This is a genomic window from Nonomuraea sp. NPDC050404 (assembly GCF_040655495.1).
Classification (GTDB): Bacteria; Actinomycetota; Actinomycetes; order Streptosporangiales; family Streptosporangiaceae; genus Nonomuraea.
In genome coordinates, this window is sequence record NZ_JBFAKB010000021.1 from 159910 (window position 1) to 182379 (window position 22470).

A 22470-nucleotide genomic window follows, 5' to 3' on the forward strand; every position below is an offset into this window, starting at 1 on the left:
CTCCGGCCATATGTCGTGCCGGCGACCCTGGACGAGCTCACCGGTCCTGTCACCGGCGTCATTTCGCTACCCCAGCACCTCGACTGGGGGCCGAGGCGCAGCTATGACCTGGATCAGCTGGCCGACGCCCGACTCTTGTACATGCGAGTCATCCGGGAGAGTGCAACACCAGACGATCTGCGGCGCTTCCTGAACGCTACGCTCCTGCGCCGGCTTTGGCCGGAGCTGGTGCTACCACCGCGGGTTCGTGCTCTGTGGCTCGACCGCTTTCCCGAACTTCAGCGTCGTGCCGCCTAATGGATGAGTTTCACAGTCGGCTGGCCCGTATCGCACTGGCAGCAGCGGCTGATCACGGGTTCGCCCTTGCGGGTGGCTATGCGGTTCAGGCTCATGGCGTTCTCCACGGCCCAGCGAAGATATCGATCTGTTCACTTCGAGCCTGCGCGACGACTTCGCTGAGGGGGTGGACAAGATCTGCGCCGCCTATGCCGCTCAAGGCCTCACCGTCAAAGTGGATATCGAAAGTCCTCAGTTTGTGCGGCTTGGCGTTTCCGACCCTGCGACAGGCCGGGCAAGCAAGGTCGAACTGGCGGCCGATCTACGATCTCATCCACCGGTCAAGATGGAGATCGGCCCGGTTGTCCATCTCGAAGACGTTGCGGGCGGCAAGGTTGAAGCCTTGTTCACCCGCGCGGAAGTTCGCGACTTCATCGACGTTGACGCGTTTCTCACTACTGGTCGATTCACTCGGGACCGCCTGCTCGCCCTCGCCGCGTCCCGCGACCTGGGTTTCGACCGGGCCGTGTTCGCACAGATGCTCTCCGCTGCGAACCTTTATCCAGACAGCGAATTCCTCGCCTACGGGTTGACCGAGCCTGAGGTGCGTGAGCTTCGCAGACGTTTCGAGGACTGGCGGACAAGTTTGGATCAGGGTTAGCTCTCGACGAAGTTGCCTCGTTCCCGGTACTCGGCAGGTGCCTGAGGGAACGTGTTCGCGGCGGGTCGCAGGACGCCGGCGAGGAGTGTCATCGCCACCACGACGCCGGTGATCACCCCGAATGCCGCAGGGTACGACAGACCGCCCGCCAGCCACCCCGTGACCGGAGGAGAGATCATCCCTGACAGATAGGTGATCGTCGCCACCCCGCTCACCCCCTCGCCCGGAGTGGCGCCCACGTTGCCCGCCATCGCCAGCACCAGAGGGACGACAATGGCCAGTCCCAGGCCGACCAGGGCGAATCCGGCGATGCCCAGCGCGGGTGTTCGGGCCAGGACCACGATGACGCCGCCCAGCACCGCCACGACACCGCCCGCCCTGACGGCGCGCACGGGCCCGAGGCGTCGGATGAACCGGTCGCCGATCAGGCGGGTGCCGGCCATGCAGAACATGAAGACCGTGTAGCCGGCGGCCGCCACACCCGGGCCCGCCTCGGTGACCGCCGTGAGGTAGACGGCGGCCCAGTTGGCGCTGGCGCCCTCGGCGAACGTGGCGCAGAAGCCGACCAGGCCGATGGGCAGGATCGCGAGCGTGGGCAGGGCGAAGCGCCGGGGTGCGGGCGCGTCGGCTGCCTGGGTGTCGCCGGGCACGCTGTCCGCGCCCGCGGTTGCGCGGCCGGACGTGCCGTTCATGCTCGCTGTTGCGCGGCCGGACAGGCCGTTCGTGCTAGCTGTTGCGCGGCCGAATCTGCCGTCTGCGTACAGGTCGCGTCCGGCCAGGCCGCCTATCGCGAGCAAGAGGAGAGCGATCGCGGCGAGGTGGAGGCGGGCGTCGATTCCGGCCTGGGCGGCCAGGGCGCCGATGCCGCCGGCTGTCAGGCTGCCCACCGCCCACATGCCGTGCAACCCGGACATGATCGAGCGGCCGAGGCGGCGTTCGAGGACGACGGCGTGGGCGTTCATGACGACGTCGGACATTCCCGCGGCGGCGCCGAACAGGAAGAAGGCGGGGAACAGCCAGGCCGGCGACGGTGCGAGCGCGGGTAAGGCGACGGCCGCCGACCACAGGGCGATCAGCAGGCGGGTGGCGGTGCGGCCACTGATCCGGTACGCCAGGCGGGCGGCCATGGGCATGGCGATGAACGCGCCGATCGGCTGGCACAGCAGGACGAGGCCCAGGGTTTCGGGGGTCAGTTCGAGGTTGCCCTGCAGCCACGGGATCCGGGTGGACATGCTGCCCGCCACGGCCCCATGTATGGCGAAGACCGTGGCGATGGCGCGGTGATGGCTCATGTGCCGGAAACTATCAGGCAGGCTTCCTGATGGAAATAGGTTTTTAGGTAGGGTTCCTGATTATTATGGGTGCCGTGAAGACCGCCACCCCTGCCATGGCCCGCGCGATCAACGACCGGCTGGCCCTCGACCTGCTGCTGGAGCGAGGCCCGCTGACCGCGCCCCAGCTTCGCGAACTGACCGGGCTGTCCAGGCCGACCGTGTCGGATCTCATCGAACGCCTCATGCACGGCGGGCTCATCGAGGTCTCCGGCGAGTCGGGTGAGGATCGGCGGGGGCCGAACGCGCGCGTCTACCGGCTGGTGGCCGGGCGGGCCCACGTGGCGGGAGTGGACCTGCGACGTGAGACGATCACCGTCACGATCGCCGACATCACCGGACAGGCCGTCGGCACGGCCATCAGGGCGGTACGCGGAGACCTCGTGGACCTGGTCGCCGACACCGTCGCCGAAGCCGCGAGGGAACTCCCCATCGACATGGGGAAACGCGCGATCGACACGGTCGTGATCGGTGCGCCCGGGCTGGTGGCCCCGCGTGACGGGGAATTGGTGTCGGCCAACGACGTGCCCGGGTGGCGGCCTGGGCTGGTGACCGCGTGGCGGGAGCGGCTCGGTGTGCCGGTGGTCCTGGAGAACGAGGTGAACCTGGCCGCCATAGCCGAACTGCGCACCGGCTCCGCGCAGGGGGCCGAGGACTTCGTACTGATCTGGGTGGGCGACGGCGTGGGCGCGGCGGTCGTGCTCGGCGGACGCCTGCGCCGGGGAGCCTCGGGTGGCGCGGGCGAGATCGGCTTCCTGCGGGTGAACGGGACCGAGTTCTGCAACCTGGTGACAGAGACGGTGGCACGCGACCTCGATCGTACGGAGTTCGCCACCCGCCTCGCCGATGGCGCCTTCGCCTTCGTCACCCTCCTGGACCCCGGCCTCGTGGTGCTCGGGGGAGAGAACGGCCAGGCGGGCGGCGCCGAACTGGCCACCGAGGTGGCGGAACGGCTACGAGAGCTGTCCCCCGCCCCCACCGAGGTACGCGCCAGCACGGTAGCCGGTAACTCAGTGCTCCAGGGCGCGGTGCTGACAGCTCTGGATCTGGCCAGGGACCACATTTTCGGCTGAGCAACAATGTCCCAGCCCGTAACCACCAAGAGGGCCCACAATGCGCTGCGTAACGGCGCTCAGCCACTGAAGGGATCAGAGGGCGTTTCCTGGAGGGCCGCCGGCCGGAGTTCGGCGAGTGGCGAGCCACGGCAGCGCGTAAAGGAAAATCAAGCAAGCGCCGCGAGAAGCCCCATGGAAAGCGAAAGACGCTCGGGAATGTGGTCGATGAGGACGTGCTCGTGGCGGGCGTGGGCGCCGTCGCCCACCGCGCCCATGCCATCCAGCACCGGCCGCCCCAGCGCCGCCACGAAGTTCCCGTCGCTGGCGCCCCCCACCGCCGCCTCGTCCACCAGCCACCCGAACCCGGACGCCACCTCCCGCGCCTCCTTGAACAGCCGCTCAGAGCCGGGGTTCGGCATCATCGGCGGCCGGTTCCACTCCCCGGTGACGGAGATCTTGACGCGCGGGTCCGAGACCTGCAGTTCGTCGAAGATGTCGTCGATGCGCCCCATCTCAGAGGGGTCCGTGACCCGCACGTCGATGCCGCAGCTGGCCCGCCCGGCCGCGACGTTGAGCCCGGTGCCGCCGCTGATCATGCCGACGTTCACGGTGGTGCCGAACTCGCGCGAGCCCGCCGTGGCCAGCGTGGTGACGATCTCGGCCAGCGCGTGGATCGCGTTCGCCCCCGCGTCCGGGTCCAGCCCCGCGTGCGCCTCCACCCCCGTCACGCTCACGTTGAACAGCCCCACCCCCTTGCGCGCGGTCTTGAGCGCCCCGTCCATGGACGCCTCGAAGACCAGCGTCGCCAGTACGTCCTCGCTGGCCCGCTCGATGTGCTCGCGCGAGGCCGGGCTGCCGATCTCCTCGTCCCCGTTGAACAGGAACCGCACGCTCGGATGCGGCAGCCCCAGTTCGCGCAGCCCGTGCAGCGCCCAGACCGACTGCACCAGCCCCGTCTTCATGTCGAACACGCCCGGCCCGGTCGCCTTGTCGTCCACCACCGTGAACGGCCAGTTCGCCAGCGTCCCCGTCGGCCAGACGGTGTCGTAGTGGCTGAGCATGAGCACGGTCCCCGGCGCGGTGCCGCGGTAGTAGAGCTCCAGGATGTCGCCGTGCTGGCCGCCCTCGTGCAGGATCTCGTCGTCCGGCGTCCCGAGGTGCCCCACCGCCCGCGCACGGATCGCGCGCAGCCCCTTGACCAGCATGGCCTTGTCGTAGCTGTGGGTTTCCACCTCCACCACGGCCCTGAGGTCGTCGAGCATGGCCGGCAGGGCCTGCCGGGCCCAGTCGGTGATCAACACAAGCGTCCTTTCCACAGTGACTAGGGGACGGGCGCCCCGGGGCCGAGCGGGATGCCCAGCCACCAGAACACGTAGAACAGCAGCGTCCAGACGATGAGCAGGGTGAACGCCAGCGGGATCGTCATCGAGGCGAGCGTGCCGATCCCGGCGGACTTGCGGTAACGCTGCAGGAAGCCGAGCGCCATCACGAAGTACGGGCTCATCGGCGTGATGGCGTTCGTGCAGGAGTCGGCGATGCGGTAGAGCGCCTGGGTGTACTCGGGCGGGATGTCCAGCAACATCAGCATGGGCACGAACACCGGCCCGACCAGCGCCCACTGGGCCGACCCGCTGGTCACCACCAGGTTGATCAGGGTGACCACGACCAGGATGCCCAGGAACACCACCGGCCCGTTCACCCCGGCCGCCTTCAGCAGCCCCGCGCCGTTGATGGCGATGATCTCGCCGATGCCGGTCCACTTGAAGTAGGCCAGGAACTGCGCGATCGCGAAGAACAGCACCAGGATCGGCGCCATCTCCCGCAGCCCGTGCGCCATGAAGCCCGGGATGTCCCTGCTGCCGGTGATGGTGCCCGCGGCCTTGCCGTACGCCCCGCCCACGGCCAGGAACGCGAGCCCGAGGAAGATCGCGATCGAGGTGAGCAGCGGCGACTGCACGATGCTGCCGCCCTCGCCGCGCAGCGGCGAGCCCGAGGGCAGTACGGCGGCCGTCAGCGCGATCGCGAAGACGACGAGCGTGATCAGCGCGGCCCGCAGCCCCTTGCGTTCCTCGGCGCTGAGGCGCAGCGAGCCGAGATCGTCCTCGACGGCGTCGGGGTCCACCGGGATCGACTCGACCCTGCGCGCCAGCACCCGCTCGGTCACCAGCGTGATCGCCCCGGCCAGCACCAGGGACGAGGCCAGCGAGAAGTAGTAGTTCGCCAGCGGCGTGACGACGTAGGCGGGGTCGATGGTGTGGGCGGCGGCCGTGGTCAGCCCGGACAACACGGCGTCCACCGGCGTCACCAGCGGGCTGGCGTCGTAGCCCGCCGAGATCGACACGAACGCCACCACGATGCCGAGGATCGGGCTGCGGCCCACCGCGCGGAAGGCCAGCGCGCCGAGCGGGATGAGCACCACGTACGCGGCGTCGGAGGCCACGTGCGAGACCATCCCCGTGAACGCCAGCGCGAACGTCACCCACTTCGGCGACACCTTCGCCACCCCGGAGCGCAGCACGGCCGCCAGCAACCCCGAGCGCTCGGCGACCGCGACGCCGAGCATGACGACGAGGATGGTGCCCAGCGGCGGGAAGGAGGTGTAGTTCTCGATGGCGTCGCCGACCATCATCCGCACGCCCTCGACGGACAGCAGGTTCTTGGCCGCGACGGTCTTGCCCGTCGCCGGGTTGACCGCGGACACTCCGGCCGCGGCCAGCCCCCAGCTCACCACGGACAGCACCGCGGCCAGGATGACGAACAGCCAGAACGGGTGGGGCAGCTTGTTGCCCAGTCGCTCGATGCCGCCGAGCACCCTGAGCAGCGCGTTCAGCGAACGCGAACCCGTCTCCGTCGCCGACGTGCTCACCGGAAACTCCTTCCCCGCATTTCGGTCACCCATTACATGCGGTCAGGAAGCCCTCTGACAAGTCGGAGCCGGTAACAATGCGCAATCAGGTGGTGGCAACCGGCTCCCGAAGCGGGAGACGTACCTCAAACCAGGTCTCACCCGGCACGGAGCGCACCTTGATCTCGCCGCCGTGGCGGCCGGCCACGATCCGGTAGGAGATGTCGAGCCCGAGCCCCGTGCCCTCGCCCACGGTCTTGGTGGTGAAGAACGGCTCGAAGATCCGGTCCTTGATCGCGTCGGGCACGCCGTGGCCGGTGTCGCCGATCTCCACGATCGCCTCGTCCTCGTCGTAGGCGGTGCGGATGGTCAGCGTGCCCTCCTGCCCCATCGCGTCCAGCGCGTTGTGGATGAGGTTCGTCCACACCTGGTTGAGCTCGCCGGCGTAGCAGGGGATGGAGGGCAGCGTGCGGTCGTAGTCGGTGACCACACTGATGTCCGGCGGCACCTTGCCCCGGAAGATCGCCACCGTGCTGTCCAGCAGATCGTGCACGTCCACCTGCTGGAACGGCGCCCGGTCCATCTGGGAGTACTGCTTGGCCGAGCGGATCAGCGTGGTGATGCGCCCGGTCGCCTCGGTCACCTCGCCCAGCATCTGCGAGATCTCGATGGCCTCGGCCAGCCAGTGCACCGCAGACGAGGTGTGCTCCTCGCCCACCTTGCCGCGGATCTTGTTCAGGTACGCGCTGTCGAACCCCACGTTGACCAGCGCAGGAGCCAGCTCCCAAGCGTCCTCGACGCCCGCCTCCTCCAGCGCCTCGCCGAGCTCGTCCTCGGCGTCGGAGATCTCCAGCGGCGAACGCTTCGGCTGGTTGCCCAGGTTGCTCGTGCACGCCTCCTGCGCCTCGATCAGCGCGCGCAACTTCTGCGGCGGGATGCCGTCCTCGGCGAGCTGGGCCAGCCGCATGCGCGAGTCCCTGATCAGCTTGCGCAACTCGCTCACCGCCCGCACCGCCGCCGCGGCCGGGTTGTTCAGCTCGTGGGTGAGCCCGGCGGTGATCGTGCCGAGCGCGGTCAGCCGCTGCCGCCTGTCGATGATCTCCCGCTGCATGCGCCCGCCGGACATCAGCCCGTCGAGCAGGTGCATCGCCATCGGGAACCACTCGGCCACGATGTAGGCGAACTTCTTGGCCGGCAGCATGAACATCCGCGTCGGCGCGGTGGCGCGCAGCGTGTGCTGGTAGGTCTGCGGCGCCCGGTCGCCGAGGTAGGCCGCGGTGGCGCCGCCGTACGCGCCGGGCTGGTTGACGCGGGGCATCGAGACGGTCCCGGCGGTGACCGTCTCGTTGATCATCTGGATCTCGCCTTCGAGCAGCACCGCGAAGCACTCGGCCGGCTCGCCCTGCCGTACGACGTCCTCGTCCTGGGCGTAGGTCTGCACCCGGCCGCTGGTCGCCAGCTTGGTGAGCTGCTCGTCGGTGAGCCGCTCGAAGAGGAAGAGCTTGCGCAGTTCGTCTATGTCGATCATTGCTTCTCCAGGTAACGGTGCACGAGCGCGACGGCCATCGCGCCCTCCCCGACGGCGGAGGCCACCCTCTTGATCGATTCCGCGCGCACGTCGCCCGCGGCCAGCACGCCCGGCACGTTGGTCTCCAGGTAGTACGGCTCGCGCCGCAGCGGCCAGTTCTTCGGCCGCTGCCCACCCTGCACCAGGTCGGGCCCGGTCAGCACGAACCCGCGCTCGTCGCGCTCGATCGTCTCGCCCAGCCAGTCGGTGTAGGGCTGCGCCCCGATGAACACGAACAACCACTGCGCGTCCACCGTGCGCTCCTCGCCCTTAGTGGACAGCGTCAGCCGCTCCAGGTGCCCGTCGCCCCCGCCGCCGACGACCTGGGTCTGCACGTGCACCTCGATGTTGTCGATCGCGGTGATCTGCTCGATGAGGTAGTGAGACATGGACCTCTCCAAACCATCACTCCGCACCAACAAATGGACCTTGCTCGCGAATCCCGACAGGTAGACGGCGGCCTGCCCCGCCGAGTTGGCCGCCCCCACGATGAACACCTCGGTGTTCGCACAGGCCGGCGCCTCGGTCAGGGCGGCCCCGTAGAACACGCCCCGGCCCACGAACTCATCCAGCCCCGGCGCCTCCAGCCGCCGGTAGGTGACGCCGGTGGCCAGGATCACCGCGTGCGCCGCGATCTCCCCGCCGTCCTTGAACCCGACCACCCGCGCCTGCCCGCGCCGCTCCAGCTGCACCACCTTGCGCGCGGTCAGCAGCTCCGCGCCGAACTTCAGCGCCTGCCTGCGCGCCCGGTCGGCGAGCTGCTGGCCGGACACGCCGTCGGGGAAGCCCAGGTAGTTCTCGATCCTGGAGCTCTGGCCCGCCTGCCCGCCCGACGAGTACGCCTCGACCAGCACGGTGTTGAGCCCCTCAGAAGCGCCGTAGACGGCCGCGCCGAGCCCGGCGGGACCGCCGCCGACCACGATCAGGTCGTAGAAGTCGGTGGCCGGCGTCGTGGACAGCCCCACCGCCGAGGCCAGCGTCGCCTGGTCGGGCGACTGCAGCGTGACGCCGTCGGCGGTCACCACCAGCGGCAGGTGACAGCCCTCGCCGGCCGCCTTCACCAGCTGCGCGCCCTCCGGGTCCTCCGACAACATCCACTGGTACGGCACGTGGTTGCGGGCCAGAAAATCCCGCACCTTGTACGACGGCGCCGACCACCGGTCGCCCACCACCCGCAACTCGGCCCGCTCCGCCCTGTCGGTCCGCAACCAGGCGTCGAGCTGCCCGTCGATCACCGGATAGAACTTCTCCTCCGGCGGATCCCACGGCTTGAGCAGGTAGTGGTCGAGATCCACCACGTTGATCGCCTGGATCGCCGCCTCGGTGTCGGCGTAGGCGGTCAGCAACACCCTGCGCGCGTACGGATACATGTCCATCGCGGCCTCAAGGAACTGCACCCCGTTCATCTGGGGCATCCGGTAGTCGGCCAGGATCGCCGCCACGTCGTCACCCCGCAGCCGCATCTCCTTCACCGCGTCCATGCCGTCCAGCGCCGTTTCGGCCCGGACGATCCGATATTCCTGCCCGTAACGGCGTCTCAGGTCACGGGCGACCGCCCGCGAGACGCCTGGATCGTCGTCCACCGTCACGATGACCGGCTTGTCCATGCCCCACGCCCTCTCATGGTCGTCCTACAGGAAGAATGCCACGTACGCCGGTGTGACCTGCGCACGCGCTCATATCATGGGCGGATGGGCACACGCGATCGCCTCATCGATGCCGCTGAGCAGGCCATTCACCGGTTCGGCATCTCCGGTGCAACCACGAAGCGGATCGCACACCAGGCAGGCTGCTCAGAAGCGCTGCTGTACAAACACTTCGGCAACAAGGAGGAGTTGTTCCTCGCGGTGCTGCTGGAGCGGATGCCCGCGCTCGCCCCCGCGCTGACCCGGCTGCGCTCCAACGTGGGGCAGGGGGACGTGTCCGCCAACCTGACCACGTTCGCGACCGCGGCCCTGGACTTCTACCACAAGGCCGCGGCGGTCGCCGGTGGCGTGATCGGCGACCCGCCGCTGCTGGCCGGGTTCAGGGACATGCTGGCCAAGGCCGAGCTGGGCCCGCATCTGCCGATCCTGGCGCTGGCCGAGATCCTGCGGGACGAGCAGCGCGGCGGCCGGATCGAGGCGGGCCTCGACGCCGACGCCGCCGCCTGGATGCTCATGGGCGCCTGCTTCCAGCGGGCGAACCTGACGTACTTCGTGGACCTGCCGGGCGACGACGACACCTGGGCGGCCACCATCGTCGACAGCCTGGTCAAGCGTTAGGCACCGACCCTCACCAGACGGCCCTCACCAGACGGCCCTCACCAGACGGCCCTCACCAGACGGCCCTCACCCGGGGGTCAGGCGATGACGCGGCTCTCCCCGCCGTCCACCAGCAGCGAGATCCCGTTCACGAACGAGGCGCGCTCGCTGGCCAGGAACGCGATCACGTCCCCCACCTCCTCGGGACGCCCGATCCGCCCCACCGGCACGCCCTCGCCGCGCTTGCGCAGCGCCTCCTCACCGCCGGCCAGCTCGCGCAGCCGGTCGGTCTCGATCGGGCCCGGCATCACGTTGGTGACCAGCACGCCGTCGCCGCCGGCCTCGCGGGCCAGGGTGCGCACGACGCCGGCCACCGCCGAGCGCATGGCGTTGGACAACGCGAGACCGTCGATCGCCTCGCGGGCCGACCTGCTGGTGACCGTGACGATCCGGCCCCAGCCGCGCGAACGCATCTCGGGCAGCACCGCGTGCATGAGGCGTACGGTGCCCAGCAGGTTGCGCTGGATGGCCACGTCCCAGTCGTCGAGCCCGAGCGCGTCGAAACGGCCGGCCGGCGGCCCGCCCGCGTTGGCCACGAGGATGTCCACGGGCCCGAGCACGTCGCGCGTCTCCTCGGCCACCCGCCGGGCGGCGGCCGGATCCTCCACGTCGGCCAGCACGGCGTGCACGACCTTGCCGTACTCCTGCAGCTCCACCACCGCGTCCGCGAGTTTCTCCGGGTCGCGGGCGCTGACGCACACGTTGCAGCCCTCACGCGCGAGACTCTTGGCGGCGGCGAGCCCGATGCCTGCGCTGCCTCCGGTGACGAGGGCGACCTTGCCTGAGATGCCGAGATCCATATCGGTGACTATAGATCGTGCGCCCGCCGGAACTCAGTCCAGGCGTACCCGCGTGAGCTTGTCGGGGTTCAGCACGCCGTAGATCTCCCTGACGCGGCCGTCCACGACGTCGATCATGATGAGCTGCCGGTAGTCGCCGATGTGGGTGGAGATCGCGGGCATGCCGTTGACCTCCGTGAAATGCGCCTCGCCCCACCCGTACCGGGTCATCAGCCCCTTCCAGAACGCCAGCACCTTGTCCCGCCCGTAGATCGGCCGCAGCGCGGCCTTCACCCTGCCGCCGCCGTCGTTGTAGGCCACGACGTCCTCGTGCAGCAGTTCGGTGAGCTCCGACAGGTCCCCGCCCCCGGCCGCCCGCATGAACTTCGTCAGCAGCGCCGTGTGCTCCTCGCTCGACGGCCGGAATCTGTCACGCCCCTCGGCCAGCCGTACGGAGGCCCGGTGGTGCAGCTGCCTGGCGTTGGCCACCGACACGCCGACGATCTCCGCGACCTCCTCGTAGGGCAGCTCGAACGCCTCCCGCAGCACGAACACCGCCCGCTCCGGCGGCGAGAGCCGCTCCATCATGTGCAGGGTCGCGTACGAGACCGTGTCGCGCAGCTCGGCCGTGTCCATCGGCCCGGTCTGCGCGGTCGAGACCGGCTCGGGCAGCCACGGCCCCGCGTAGGACTCCCGCTTGACCCGGGCCGAGCGCAACTGGTCGAGCGCCAGCCGCGAGACCACCGTCACCAGGAACGCCCGCGGCTCCCGCACCGCCTCCCGGTCGGTGCCCTGCCAGCGCAGCCACGCCTCCTGCACCACGTCCTCGGCGTCCCACATGCTGCCCAGCAGACGGTAGGCCAGCCCCAGCAACATCGGCCGGTAGTCCTCGAAGTCCACGGCTCGCATCATGCCCCCTCACCCGGGCCGTGGGCGCACCGGGGCCGGTTCGGGGTGGAAAAGCCGCGTTGAGCATGATGGGCTGGGCAAGTGGCGAGAAATCTGATCCTGTCGGGAGGACTGTTCCACGACTTCGCCGCCACGTCGGCCGCGCTCGCGGAGGTGCTGGCCGAGGTGGGGGTCGAGTCGGAGATCACCGAGGACATCGCCGGGGCGCTGAGCGAGCCGTCGGAGGTCCAGCTCATCACGGTCAACGCGCTGCGCTGGCAGATGACCCAGGACCGCTTCGCCGACCTGCGCGATCAGTGGCGCTTCGCCTTACCGGCGCAGGCCCGTACGACCCTGCTGGACCACCTCGACCGGGGCGGCGGGCTGCTGTGCATGCACTCGGCGTCGATCTGCTTCGACGACTGGCAGGGCTGGCCGCGCGTGCTGGGCGGCTGCTGGACCTGGCCCAAGTCCCACCATCCGCCGCTCGGCTGGACGGGGGTGCGGGTGCACGGCAAACATCCGGTGGTGGACGGGCTGCGGGACTTCGACCTGGTGGACGAGGTCTACAGCGACATGCACGTGCTGCCGGACGTCGAGCCGCTGGCCTCCTCGGGTGGCCAGCCGCTGGTCTGGGCGCGTCCGGTACGGCGCGGGCGGGTGATCTACGACGCGCTGGGCCACGACACGAGGTCCTACGACAACGAGATCCACCGCACGCTGCTGCAGCGGGCCGCCCTGTGGCTGCTCAAGCGGCCCGTGACGGTCATGGAGTAGCCGACCATTCGCTCCACCGGGTCACCTCGATGCGGATGACGGGACCTTCCGGCCGGCGCTCGCGGTATTGGGCGTACTTGGCCGCCAGCAGGTCGAGTGCCGCTTCGTCGTGCTCCACGACGGTGGCGTGCCCGTCGGCGCGCACCCACCAGAGCCGCGTCCAGTCATCCTCGTAGTGGTCGGCCAGCACGCTGACGGCGGGATCGGCCGTGATGTCGCGCAACCGGGCCAGGGCGGTGGTGGTCTTGGGCTTGTGATCGATGGCGGTCACGATGCGGTCGCCGAGCACCGCGAACGTGATGGGCACCACGCGCGGCACCCCGCCGGGCGCCAGCCTGGCCAGCCGCGCCACCGGCTGCGCATCGAACCTCTCCCGCGCCGAGCCCTCCATCGTCTCAGTCTAGGGACGAGCGTGTCCGGAACCTACAAGACCGGTCGGCGGTGCTCTGGGCAGGATGGCCGTATGAACGCCAACCTTGACGCGGTCCCCGGCTTCCTGGCCGGGCACGCGCGTGTTCTCGACCGCCGCTGCTACGACCTGCTCATGGGCCGGGGCGACGCGGCCGCCGTGCTGGCGGCGCTCGACGCCTACCGCAACCCCGACGGAGGCTACGGCTGGGGCCTGGAGGCGGACCTGCGTTCGCCCGAGAGTCAGCCGGGCGCGGCCCTGCACGCCTTCGAGGTGTTCGCGGAGGTCGCCCCGGTGACCTCGCCGCACGCCGTGGCGCTGTGCGACTGGCTGGACTCGGTGACGCTCCCCGACGGCGGGCTGCCCTTCTCGCTGCCGCTCACGGTTCCCACCGCCACCGCGACCTGGTGGGCGGGCGGCGACCCGGCCACCTCGTCCCTGCAGATCACCGCCATCTCGGCGGCCGCCGCCCATCGCGTGGCCGTCCACGACCCGGCCGTGGCCGCGCACCCGTGGCTGGAGAAGGCCACCCGCTACTGCCTCGACGCGATCCAGGCGATGGAGGAGCGGCCGCACGCGTACGTGCTGATGTTCGCCGTGCACCTCCTCGACGCTGTGTACGACACCCAGCCCCGTGCGGCCGACCTGCTCAAGCGGCTCGGCGGCCACATTCCCGAGGACGGGCGAGTCCCGGTCGAGGGAGGCACGGAGAACGAGGCCCTGCGGCCCCTGGACTTCGCGCCCCTGCCGGGACGGCCGGTTCGCGAGTTGTTCGCGCCCGAGGTGATCGCGGCCGATCTGGTGCGGCTGGCGGGGGAGCAGCGGGACGACGGCGGGTGGACCGTGGACTACGCCAGGTTCTCGGCGGCCGGGTCGCTGGACTGGCGCGGCGTCGTCACGGTCAGTGTCGTACGGACCCTGCGCGCCAACGGCCTGCTCTAGCGGGACCCTGTGCGCCAAAGGGCTACTTCAGCTGGGAGGTGCCAGGCGGCGGGCCGATTCCGACTCCTGGGCCATGCGGCGCAGCGCGTCCAGCGCCCTGCCCTTCAGGACCGAGCCGAGCACCAGCGTCTCCACCGCCTCGTCGCGCGGGCCGTCGAACTGGATGTCGCTGACATCCGTCGCCGCCACCCGCTTGGCCGCTTCGGCGTACGTCGCCCAGTCCATCTCCACGCCGAGCTGGCGCATCCTGACGAGCGTCTGGGTCAGCTCGTCGCGGGTGGGGGCGTAGGACATGATGTTCAGGCCCAGCTCGGTGACCAGTTCGTCCACTTCGGCGCGGGCGCTCACCCATTCCTCGCTGGACTCGGGCTCGACGGCCGGTCCCAGGGCGTAGTGGGCGGTGCCCAGCATGCGGTGCAGGGGCAGCGACTCGTCCTCGACGGCGGCGACGACCTCCTTGATCGCGGCCACCGGCAGCCTGCCCACTTCGAGCATGGCGCGGATCACCCGGAGCCTGCGCAGGTGCGTATCGTCGTACTCGGCCCTGGTCGCGGCCATCTGCTCGCCCTGGTGCAGCATGCCCTCCCGCAGGTAGTACTTGATCGTCGGGATGGTCACGCCTGACTTGGCGCTGAGTTCGGAGATGCGCATCGTTGGATAATAGTGCTATCCAGAGCGGGCCAGGTGTCGGGCCGCGCTGACGAGCTCGTTCACGTCGGACTGGCGGTTCCAGAGGAAGACCACTTCGATCTGCGGTATGTCCTCTTTTATGGGGATGGATACTACGGTGTCGGGGATTGTGGTGTCCCCCCGTACGCACAGCGCGTAGCCCGTGCCCTCGCCCACCAGGTTGATGACCAGGTCGTGGGTGGCGGCCGATGGGCCGAGGCGGGGGTGGAGGCGGTGGCGTACGAAGCCCTCCAGGAAGCGGCGGGCCCCGGCCACCGCGTCGGACTCCGGCATGATCAGCGGCTCGCCGGCCAGGTCCGAGAGGGACAACGCCTCGTAGGAGGCCAGGTGGTGCTCGCGGGGCAGCAGCGCGCGTACCGGGAAGCGGTGGATGAGCATCCGGCCCACGCCCCTGGGCAGGGAGCCGGGCGCGTAGCCGAGACCCGCCTGCAGGGCGCCGTCCGCGATCGAGACGATCTGCTCGGCGGTGCCCATGGGGGCCATGCGCAGGCGTCCGGTGTGGAGCTGGGAGAGCAGGCGGGCGGCGACGTCGGCCAGCCCGTCGGCCACGCCCAGGCGGGCGGTCTCGCCCTTGCTCCTGGCGGCGGCCACGGCGCGCTCGAAGGCATCGACGGCGACCGTGGCCTGGGCCAGGAACGCCTCGCCCGCCTCGGTGAGCGTCACACCGCTGGACGAGCGGCTGAACAGCTCGACACCGATCTCCTTCTCCAGCGCCCGCAACTGTTCCGACAGCGTGGGCTGCGCGATATGCAGCGCGGCGGCGGCCCGTCGGAGGCTGCCCGCGCGGGCGATCGCCATGGCGTACCGGACATAGCGTAAATCCATCGCTCACCTCGGCGTGATGATGATGGGCTATCGGTGGATCGCACCTCTGTATTACAAGAGGGGATAGCTCCCGTGAAGGTCCCCAGTTGCCAAGTTGTCGCGCCTTTGACCGTTAAATCGTCTTAAAGGCCAGGTCGAGCGTGGTGTCGTGGTTCCGCACGGGGGTGTGGCGGGAGGTCTTGGGGCGGAAAACAACGTGGTTATGGCCGTCCGGAACTCGGAGATCTGGAGCCGAGCAAGCGCTTGCCTCTGCTGCTAGTGTGAACGTGAGCGCAAGGAGGGTCTTATGCAGCCCTTCGCGGGGCGGGCGGCCGTGGCCGGGATCGGGATGACGGCCCTGAGCAGACGGTCCGGGCTCGGCGAGCTGGAGCTGGCGGTCCAGGCGTGCCGGGCGGCGTGCGCGGACGCCGGGATCGGGCCGCGCGAGGTGGACGCCGTGCTCAGCTACCACATGAACGACTCCGCGCCCGTCGTACAGGTCGCAAAGGCCCTGGGCATCGAGCGGCTCGGCTGGCACAACGACATCGCGGGAGGGGGCACCCAGGCGGCCTCCATCCTGGGCGACGCCGCCATGCTCGTGCACGTGGGACTGGCCCGCAACATCCTGATCTACCGGGCGCTCAACGGCCGCTCGGGCAGGCGCATGAACACCGTCTCCACCGGCCCCCAGGAACGTTTCACCTACGGCCTGGCCGGGCCCATTCCGATGTTCGCCCTGGCCGCCACCCGCTACCTGCACGACACCGGGCTCACCGCCGGGCACCTGCACGCCGTCGTCGCCCAGTCCAGGCAGAACGCCAAGGGCAACGTTCGTGCGCTGCGCCGCGAGCCGCTCGAACTCGCCGACTACCTGGCCAGGCCGTACGTCTGCACCCCGCTGCGCACGGTGGACTGCTGCCAGGAGACCGACGGGGCCTGCGCCCTGCTGGTCAGCGGCGTGCTCGACGGGCCGCGCATCCGGGCCGTGGTGCGCGGGGGAGGGCCCGGCTGCTCCTCGATGGACCGGGCGCCCGACGTCACGGCGATCTTCTCGGCGTACGTGGCGCCCATGCTCTGGGAGGCGTCGGGGATGCGGCCTTCGGACGTGGACGCGGCGCTGCTCTACGACGCCTACTCCTGGCTGGTGCCCCGGCAACTGGAGGACTTCGGACTGGCCGGGCGCGGGGAGCTGGGGGCGTACCTGATGGAGCGCCGGCACGCCTGGGTGAACCCGCACGGCGGCCTGCTGTCGGAGGGTTACGTGCACGGGCTGAACAACGTGGCCCAGGCCGTGCGCGAGCTGCGTTCCGGGAGCGAGGTGGCGCTGGTCACGGGGTTCGGCGGCAGTTACGGGAGCGCGGCCCTGCTCGTACGGTGAAAAATCGGGTGAAATGCTGATTGGTTCCTCGACATGTACGGGGTGTTCCAATCCCGAGACCCGAGGAGGCCGACCATGGGGACCGCCCGTGGATGACGACCGGAAGATCCGGTTCGAGGCCGTCTACAAGGAAACGTACGAACCCATACTCGGCTACGCCCTGCGCCGCTGCGCCTCCCCGGAGGACGCGGCGGACGTGGTGGCCGAGACGTTCGCCATCGCCTGGCGCCGCTTCGACACGATGCCGCCGGACGGGGAGGCCAGACTCTGGCTGTACGGCGTGGCCAGGAACGTGCTGGCCAACCACCAGCGCGGCCTGGCACGGCACCGGCACGCCGGCGTCGCACTCGACACCGACATAGCCGACCTGTACGCCCGCTCACCCGAGGGCAGCGTCGAGCTCGGCACGATCGCGCGCACCTTCCGCGAGCTGCCCGACGACGACCGGGAGCTGATCTCGCTGGTCGCCTGGGAGGGCCTGGACCGCGAGGAGATCGCCAAGGTGCTCGGCTGCTCGCGCAACGCCGTGCGCATCAGGCTCTACCGGGCGCGCAAGCGCTTCTCCAAGGCGCTGGCAGGGGCCGGCGTCTCCGCAGGCCACCTTGTGATGGAGTCAGCATGAACGAGCTGAAGAACCTGTCGAGAGTCCGCGACGAGGACCTGGCCGGGCAGGTGTCCGGGGCGGGGGCACGGGCGCTGCTCGCCTCCGTCACCGCCGAGGAACCGCAGCCGGTCCGGTCGGTGTCCCGGGGCTTCTCCTGGAGCCGGCCGCGCCGCCTGGCCGCCGGGGCCGTGGCGGTCGCGGGGCTGGCTGCGGCGGCCGTGATCGGCCCGGCCGTGCTGGGCGGCGGCGCCACCTCCTACGCCAACTCCGCCATGGACATACGGCTGGACGGCGACTATTACGTGGCCACCATCAAGGACCCGCTGGCCGACCACGCCAAGTACACCGAGGCATTCAAGGCGGTGGGGCTGGACGTGCGGCTGGAACTGGTACCGTCCTCGCCGTCCCAGGTGGGCAAGGTGACCGGCGTGAGCATGGAACCCGGTCCCAGCCCCGCCACCGACCGCAGGATCGGCAGCGGCACATCGCCGTCGGGCTGCACTCCCGGCCGGGCCGGATGTGCGTTGACCCTGTCGGTGAAGCGCGACTACGACGGCGGCACCGAGATCAGGCTGGGGCGGCCCGCCGAGTCCGGCGAGAAGTACCGGAACTGGGGGTCGGCCACCAGGAAGGGGGAGATGCTCGAAGGATTCCGGGTCGATGAGAAGACGGTGGGCGAGGTGCTCGCCGAGACGCGCAAGCGCGGGCTGAAGGCGGTCTACGAGATCATCACCCCGGCGCCGGGTTACAACGGGTGGCGCGCGGATCCGGACAAGCAGTCGGCCAAGGTGGGGGACGACTGGATCGTCTGGGAGGCGCGGTCGGAGCAGGCCGGCGTGTTGCGCCTGCAGGTGACCGAGGAGCGCCTGCCGAAGAACCCGGTCTTCGGCGGCCCCAAGCCGGCCTCGCTCAACCAGTAGTCCATGGGTCCGCTCAGCGGGCGGGCCGGGTGAAGTGCTGGTGACGCGCTCGGGACTCGCGCTGGTCCAGGAACGGGCGCGCCGCCAGCCAGGCCGCCGCACCTGCGGCGTCGCCCGCCACGGCGGCTGACCCCAGAAGGCCCCGTACGGCATCCTGTACGGGGCCTTCCGCCGTGAGCACGCTGCCGGCGAGCACGACGGGCTCGGACGCTGCGGGTCCTGACACGGAGGGCTCGGACGTGACAGGTCCTGCTGCCTGCACTGTGCGCAAGGTCGCGACCAGGCGTTCGGCGGCCTCCCGCACGATCTCCATCGCCAACGGGTCGCCCGCCGCGGCCGCCTCGCTCACCAGCGGCGCCAACTCGGCCAGCGCGAGCGGCGGCCGGGCGTGCACCGCCGCCGCAAGCCGCGACACCGGATCCCCGCCCACCCCCTCAGGCAGAAGCCGCCGCACCACGAGCCCCACAAGCCCCCCACCGAACCCCGGCCCACCGGCCCTGTCGGCCCGCCCGCCATCGGCCCGCCCGCCATCGGGCAGCGGACCGACGGACCTCTGACCGTTGGGTGGCGGACCGGCGGACCCCCGGGCGGCGAGGTGGCGGATGGTGGTGCGGGCGGCGGCGTGGCCGAGCCAGTACGCCGAGCCCTCGTCGCCGAGCAGCCACCCGTACCCGTCCGCCTCGGCCACCGCCCGATGGTCGATAATTTTTGCCGCGATGGCCCCCGTCCCCGAGATGAGCACGCTCCCCGACGGCTCACTCGTCCCCGATGCGAACGCGGTGACGATGTCCCCGACCGCCCGTACCGGCACGCGTTCCGCGACGCCCAAGGGCAGGACCCGGCGGAAGACCCGTTCGGTAAGCGCCGCGCACACCTCAGGACTCCCCGCCACCCCCGCCACCACTCCCTTGACCTGCGACGGCGAGACGCCCGCCAGAGCGTCACCAACGGCGGCGGTCAGCTGGGCGGCGGCCCGCTCCATGCCCAGGGTCACCGGGTTGGCGCCGGCCGCGTGCCCCCGCCGCACCGCCCGGCCGTCCAGCGTGAACAGCGCGGCCCGGGTGGAGGTGCCGCCGGCGTCCACGCCCAGAACCAGATCCATGTCAAAAATTATTACGCAATGGACTTGACGGCACCAGATCCTGAGCATAATTTTCACCGCGTGGAACTTCTCAACCGCATCAGTGCCGAGCGCCCCGACCTCGCGGAGGCCCTGCGCAAGGTGGCCGACGCCATCCTCGAAGGCCCCGCGGAGGCGGCCCGGATGACCATCGTCGACCTGGCGGAGCGGAGCGGGACGTCCACGGCCACCATCACCCGCTTCTGCCGCGCCCTCGGCTTCGCCGGGTACGCCGAACTGCGCGTGGCCATCGCCACCGAGACCGGCCGGGTGGCGCAGCAGACCTGGGAGACCGACATAGGGCAGGAGATCCTGCCCGACGACAGCCTCGAACGCGTGCTCGGCGTCGTCTCCGGCAACGACATCCGCCTGATCCAGGAGACCCGCGACCAGCTAGACCTGGCCGTGGTGGAGAAGGCCGCGCAGGCCGTGGCCAGGGCGGGGCGGGTGCTGCTGTTCGGGGTGTCGAGCAGCGCGGCGGTGGCCAGCGAGATGGAGTACCGGCTGCAGCGCATGCGCGTACCGACCTGGAGCAGGTCCGACGCGCACAGCGCGCTGACGGACGCGGCGCTGCTCGGGCAGGGCGACGTGGCCATCGGGATCTCGCACAGCGGCAGGACGCGCGAGGTCATCGAGGTGCTGGCCGAGGCGGGCAGCCATGGCGCGATCACCGTGGCGGTCACCTCGCAGCCCCGATCCCCGCTGGCCGAGGTGGCCGAGCTGGTGCTCACCACGGCCAGCCGGGCGACGAGCTTCAGGTCGGAGGGGTTCGCCGCGATCCACTCGCAACTGCTGGTGCTCGACGTCGTGTACGTGTCGGTCGCCCAGCAGACCTACGAGCGTACGAAACAGGCCTTCGACGTCACCGTCCGCGCGGTGGCCGGACACCGCCTTCCAGAAGGGGACTTATGACCGTAGATCCGCAACAGTTCGCCGGCCACATCGCCGAGCTCGTCCGGACGATCCCGGACGATCCGGAGATCACGCGCGCCGCCGACCTGTTCACCAAGGCGCTGACCGGCGGCGGCGTCATCCAGGCGTTCGGCTCGGGCCACTCCGAGGCCGTCGCGATGGAGATCGCCGGCCGCGCCGGCGGGCTCGTGCCCACCAACCGTCTCGCGTTGCGGGACATCGTCCGGTACGGCGACGCGCCGCCCTCCGAACTCGACCGCTACGACCTCGAACGCGACCCCGCCGTCGGCCGCAAGATCCTCGACCTGGCCCCCGTCCAGCGGCACGACCTGTTCGTGATCATCTCCAACTCCGGCGTGAACGGCGTGGTCGTCGAGCTCGCCACGCTGGTCAAGGAGCGCGGTCACAGCCTGGTCGCGATCACCTCCCGCGCCCACGGCGACGCCGTCGCCTCCCGCCACCCCTCGGGCCGCAAGCTCATCGACCTGGCCGACGTCGTCCTGGACAACCGCGCCCCGTACGGCGACGCCGTGCTCCCCCTGCCCGACGGAGGCGCCACCGGGGCCGTCTCCACGATCACCTCCGCGCTGCTGGCCCAGCTCGTCGTCACCCAGGCGGTGCGCAACCTGCTCGAAGCCGGCGAAACCCCACCCGTCTACCTCTCGGCGAACGTCCCCGAGGGCGACGCCCACAACCTCAGGCTGGAGGCCCTGTACGCGGGCCGCATCCGCCGCGGCGCCTGAGCTCAGCACCCGCCTGAGCTCAGCACACAGCGCCACCACCTCAGTTAGGCATGCACAAATTTCGGGGGCCGCACAACCGCAAGGAGAACCCCGCCCATGTCCCGAAATTTCGGAAAACTGCTTCTCTCGTTAGCCCTGCCCGCCGCGCTGGCCGTCGGACTCCTGGTCGCCCCGGCAGCCAGCGCCGACCAGGCCGTCCGCCTGCAGTACCGCACCAGCGCCCCCGGCGCCACCACGGCCCAGGCCGAGCCCTGGCTGCGCCTGTTCAACTCCGGCACGACCACGATCCCGCTCAGCCAGGTCAAGATCCGCTATTACCTGACGGGCACCGAGTCGTACAGGTTCGCCTGCTCCTGGGCGGTGATCGGCTGCTCCACGATCACCGGCCGATTCGCTCCGCAGGAGGGCGGCAAGCAGTACCTGGAGGTGGGCTTCACCTCGGGCAACCTCAACCCCGGCCAGGACACCGGCGACATGCAGCTGCGCTTCTATCGCGCCGACTGGCAGAACTTCACCCAGAGCGACGACTACTCCTACGGCCCCGGCACCTCCTACGCCAACTGGGACAAGATCGCCGTCTACGTCAACGGGCAGCTCGCCTGGGGCAAGCCCACGGGCAACGAGCCCGACCCCGACCCGACCACGCCTCCGGGCGGCGGCTCAGGCGAACTGTTCGACGACTTCACCTACACCGGCTCGAACGACCCCCGGCTGGCCCAGCGCGGCTGGACGGTCCGTGGCAGCTCCGGCGGCCCCGGCGTGCCCGGCGCCACCTGGTCGCCCTCGGCCGTCTCGTTCCCAGGCGGTCTCCTCACGCTCGACTCCTCGACGAACGGCACCGCCGCCGGCACCGTACAGACCGAGTTGTCCACCACTAACCGCAAGTTCCACGAGGGCACCTACGCCGCCCGCGTGCGCTTCAGCGACGCCCCGACCAGCGGTCCCGACGGCGAGCACGTGGTGCAGACCTTCTTCACCATCACCCCGCTGCGCTACAACCTGGACCCCGACTACGGCGAGCTGGACTTCGAGTACCTGCCGAACGGCGGCTGGGGCGAGCCGTCGAACATCCTGTACGCCACGAGCTGGGAGACCTACCAGGGCGAACCCTGGCAGGCCGTCAACACCCACACCGAGGAGCGTACGAGCTTCGCCGGCTGGCACGACCTGGTCATCCAGGTCTCGGGCGGGCGGATGAAGTACTACGTGGACGGCCGCCTGTTCGCCGACCACGGTGACATCTACTATCCCGAGACCCTGATGTGGATCATGTTCAACCAGTGGTTCATCGATCTCCAGGGGGCCACGGGGACGCGTACGTACCGGCAGCAGGTCGACTACCTCTACCACAGCAAGAACGAGGTCGTCGCGCCCGCCCAGGTGCTGAGCAGGGTCGCCGCACTGCGCACGGCCGGCACCGCCTTCAAGGACACCGTCCCCAACCCGTGACGAAGCCCCGCGCCCGC

The 22470-nt window shown here is 70.2% G+C and carries 21 protein-coding genes and 1 pseudogene; 11 read left to right on the forward strand and 11 right to left on the reverse strand.

All coding sequences use genetic code 11. The features are described from left to right. Positions 1 to 409 precede the first annotated feature (409 nt). Positions 410 to 937, forward strand: a pseudogene (locus AB0I81_RS43970) (nucleotidyl transferase AbiEii/AbiGii toxin family protein); the annotation flags it as partial. Here AB0I81_RS43970 and AB0I81_RS43975 read toward each other — a convergent pair. After that, positions 934 to 2229, reverse strand: coding sequence for an MFS transporter (locus AB0I81_RS43975; RefSeq protein ID WP_360670684.1), 1296 nt, complete (start codon positions 2227 to 2229; stop codon positions 934 to 936). The pseudogene AB0I81_RS43970 and the gene AB0I81_RS43975 sit on opposite strands and share 4 nt — an antisense overlap. Before the next feature lie 74 nt (positions 2230 to 2303). Between AB0I81_RS43975 and AB0I81_RS43980 the strand changes: the two genes are divergently transcribed. Continuing rightward, complete coding sequence (locus AB0I81_RS43980) at positions 2304 to 3341, forward strand: ROK family transcriptional regulator (protein ID WP_360670687.1); 1038 nt, start codon at positions 2304 to 2306, stop codon at positions 3339 to 3341. Between the two features lie 149 nt (positions 3342 to 3490). On the opposite strand, the gene AB0I81_RS43985 is transcribed toward AB0I81_RS43980, so the two are convergent. From AB0I81_RS43985 to AB0I81_RS44000, 4 genes are all read right to left on the reverse strand, one after another. Further along, on the reverse strand, positions 3491 to 4624 hold the full coding sequence (locus tag AB0I81_RS43985) for a M20 family metallopeptidase (protein WP_360670892.1): 1134 nt from the start codon (positions 4622 to 4624) through the stop codon (positions 3491 to 3493). A gap of 20 nt (positions 4625 to 4644) precedes the next feature. Further along, entirely contained in the window at positions 4645 to 6189 is a 1545-nt protein-coding gene (locus tag AB0I81_RS43990) for an AbgT family transporter (protein ID WP_360670690.1), read from the reverse strand. Between the two features lie 85 nt (positions 6190 to 6274). Beyond that, positions 6275 to 7696, reverse strand: a complete 1422-nt coding sequence (locus tag AB0I81_RS43995; RefSeq protein ID WP_360670692.1) for an ATP-binding protein — start codon at positions 7694 to 7696, stop codon at positions 6275 to 6277. Then, entirely contained in the window at positions 7693 to 9342 is a 1650-nt protein-coding gene (locus AB0I81_RS44000; RefSeq protein ID WP_360670695.1) for an FAD-dependent oxidoreductase, read from the reverse strand. Before AB0I81_RS44000 ends, AB0I81_RS43995 begins: the two co-directional genes overlap by 4 nt. Positions 9343 to 9426: 84 nt before the next feature. On the opposite strand from AB0I81_RS44000, the gene AB0I81_RS44005 reads away from it, so the two are divergent. After that, positions 9427 to 9999, forward strand: coding sequence for a helix-turn-helix domain-containing protein (locus tag AB0I81_RS44005; protein ID WP_360670698.1), 573 nt, complete (start codon positions 9427 to 9429; stop codon positions 9997 to 9999). Positions 10000 to 10076: 77 nt separating this feature from the next. Here AB0I81_RS44005 and AB0I81_RS44010 read toward each other — a convergent pair whose 3' ends face one another. Both AB0I81_RS44010 and AB0I81_RS44015 read right to left on the reverse strand, forming a co-directional pair. Further along, the gene (locus AB0I81_RS44010) at positions 10077 to 10838 is read right to left on the reverse strand and encodes an SDR family oxidoreductase (RefSeq protein WP_360670700.1); all 762 of its coding nucleotides are present in this window, start codon (positions 10836 to 10838) and stop codon (positions 10077 to 10079) included. A gap of 33 nt (positions 10839 to 10871) precedes the next feature. After that, the gene (locus tag AB0I81_RS44015) at positions 10872 to 11729 is read right to left on the reverse strand and encodes an RNA polymerase sigma-70 factor (protein ID WP_360670703.1); all 858 of its coding nucleotides are present in this window, start codon (positions 11727 to 11729) and stop codon (positions 10872 to 10874) included. Between the two features lie 78 nt (positions 11730 to 11807). On the opposite strand from AB0I81_RS44015, the gene AB0I81_RS44020 reads away from it, so the two are divergent. Further along, positions 11808 to 12482: a ThuA domain-containing protein gene (locus tag AB0I81_RS44020; protein ID WP_360670706.1), complete on the forward strand. Its 675-nt coding sequence runs from the start codon at positions 11808 to 11810 to the stop codon at positions 12480 to 12482. Here the strand turns inward: AB0I81_RS44020 and AB0I81_RS44025 are convergent. Further along, positions 12472 to 12873 (reverse strand): TIGR03668 family PPOX class F420-dependent oxidoreductase, encoded by a 402-nt coding sequence (locus AB0I81_RS44025; RefSeq protein WP_360670709.1) that lies wholly within the window; start codon positions 12871 to 12873, stop codon positions 12472 to 12474. The genes AB0I81_RS44020 and AB0I81_RS44025 overlap by 11 nt on opposite strands. Before the next feature lie 72 nt (positions 12874 to 12945). Between AB0I81_RS44025 and AB0I81_RS44030 the strand changes: the two genes are divergently transcribed. Continuing rightward, on the forward strand, positions 12946 to 13833 hold the full coding sequence (locus AB0I81_RS44030) for a hypothetical protein (protein WP_360670712.1): 888 nt from the start codon (positions 12946 to 12948) through the stop codon (positions 13831 to 13833). 27 nt (positions 13834 to 13860) lie between these two features. Here the strand turns inward: AB0I81_RS44030 and AB0I81_RS44035 are convergent, their stop codons facing one another. Together AB0I81_RS44035 and AB0I81_RS44040 are read right to left on the reverse strand one after the other, a co-directional pair. After that, entirely contained in the window at positions 13861 to 14484 is a 624-nt protein-coding gene (locus AB0I81_RS44035) for a MerR family transcriptional regulator (protein ID WP_360670715.1), read from the reverse strand. Between the two features lie 15 nt (positions 14485 to 14499). Beyond that, positions 14500 to 15348, reverse strand: a complete 849-nt coding sequence (locus AB0I81_RS44040; RefSeq protein ID WP_360670718.1) for a LysR family transcriptional regulator — start codon at positions 15346 to 15348, stop codon at positions 14500 to 14502. Positions 15349 to 15634: 286 nt separating this feature from the next. On the opposite strand from AB0I81_RS44040, the gene AB0I81_RS44045 reads away from it, so the two are divergent. The 3 genes from AB0I81_RS44045 (at position 15635) to AB0I81_RS44055 (ending at position 18229) form a co-directional block, all read left to right on the forward strand. After that, the gene (locus tag AB0I81_RS44045; protein WP_360670721.1) at positions 15635 to 16705 is read left to right on the forward strand and encodes an acetyl-CoA acetyltransferase; all 1071 of its coding nucleotides are present in this window, start codon (positions 15635 to 15637) and stop codon (positions 16703 to 16705) included. An 88-nt stretch (positions 16706 to 16793) separates the two neighbouring features. Beyond that, positions 16794 to 17327, forward strand: coding sequence for an RNA polymerase sigma factor (locus AB0I81_RS44050; RefSeq protein ID WP_360670724.1), 534 nt, complete (start codon positions 16794 to 16796; stop codon positions 17325 to 17327). Next, the gene (locus AB0I81_RS44055; RefSeq protein WP_360670726.1) at positions 17324 to 18229 is read left to right on the forward strand and encodes a hypothetical protein; all 906 of its coding nucleotides are present in this window, start codon (positions 17324 to 17326) and stop codon (positions 18227 to 18229) included. The genes AB0I81_RS44050 and AB0I81_RS44055 overlap by 4 nt, the downstream gene beginning before the upstream one ends. A gap of 13 nt (positions 18230 to 18242) precedes the next feature. On the opposite strand, the gene AB0I81_RS44060 is transcribed toward AB0I81_RS44055, so the two are convergent. Beyond that, on the reverse strand, positions 18243 to 19331 hold the full coding sequence (locus AB0I81_RS44060; RefSeq protein ID WP_360670729.1) for a BadF/BadG/BcrA/BcrD ATPase family protein: 1089 nt from the start codon (positions 19329 to 19331) through the stop codon (positions 18243 to 18245). A gap of 60 nt (positions 19332 to 19391) precedes the next feature. On the opposite strand from AB0I81_RS44060, the gene AB0I81_RS44065 reads away from it, so the two are divergent. From AB0I81_RS44065 to AB0I81_RS44075, 3 genes are all read left to right on the forward strand, one after another. Beyond that, positions 19392 to 20261 carry a MurR/RpiR family transcriptional regulator gene (locus AB0I81_RS44065; protein WP_360670732.1) on the forward strand — a complete coding sequence of 290 codons (870 nt, stop codon included), beginning with the start codon at positions 19392 to 19394 and terminating at the stop codon, positions 20259 to 20261. Beyond that, a complete protein-coding gene (locus AB0I81_RS44070; RefSeq protein ID WP_360670735.1) occupies positions 20258 to 21004 on the forward strand; it encodes an SIS domain-containing protein in 747 nt (248 codons plus the stop codon). Before AB0I81_RS44065 ends, AB0I81_RS44070 begins: the two co-directional genes overlap by 4 nt. A gap of 96 nt (positions 21005 to 21100) precedes the next feature. Then, positions 21101 to 22453: a cellulose binding domain-containing protein gene (locus AB0I81_RS44075; RefSeq protein WP_360670737.1), complete on the forward strand. Its 1353-nt coding sequence runs from the start codon at positions 21101 to 21103 to the stop codon at positions 22451 to 22453. The last annotated feature ends 17 nt before the right edge of the window (positions 22454 to 22470 follow it).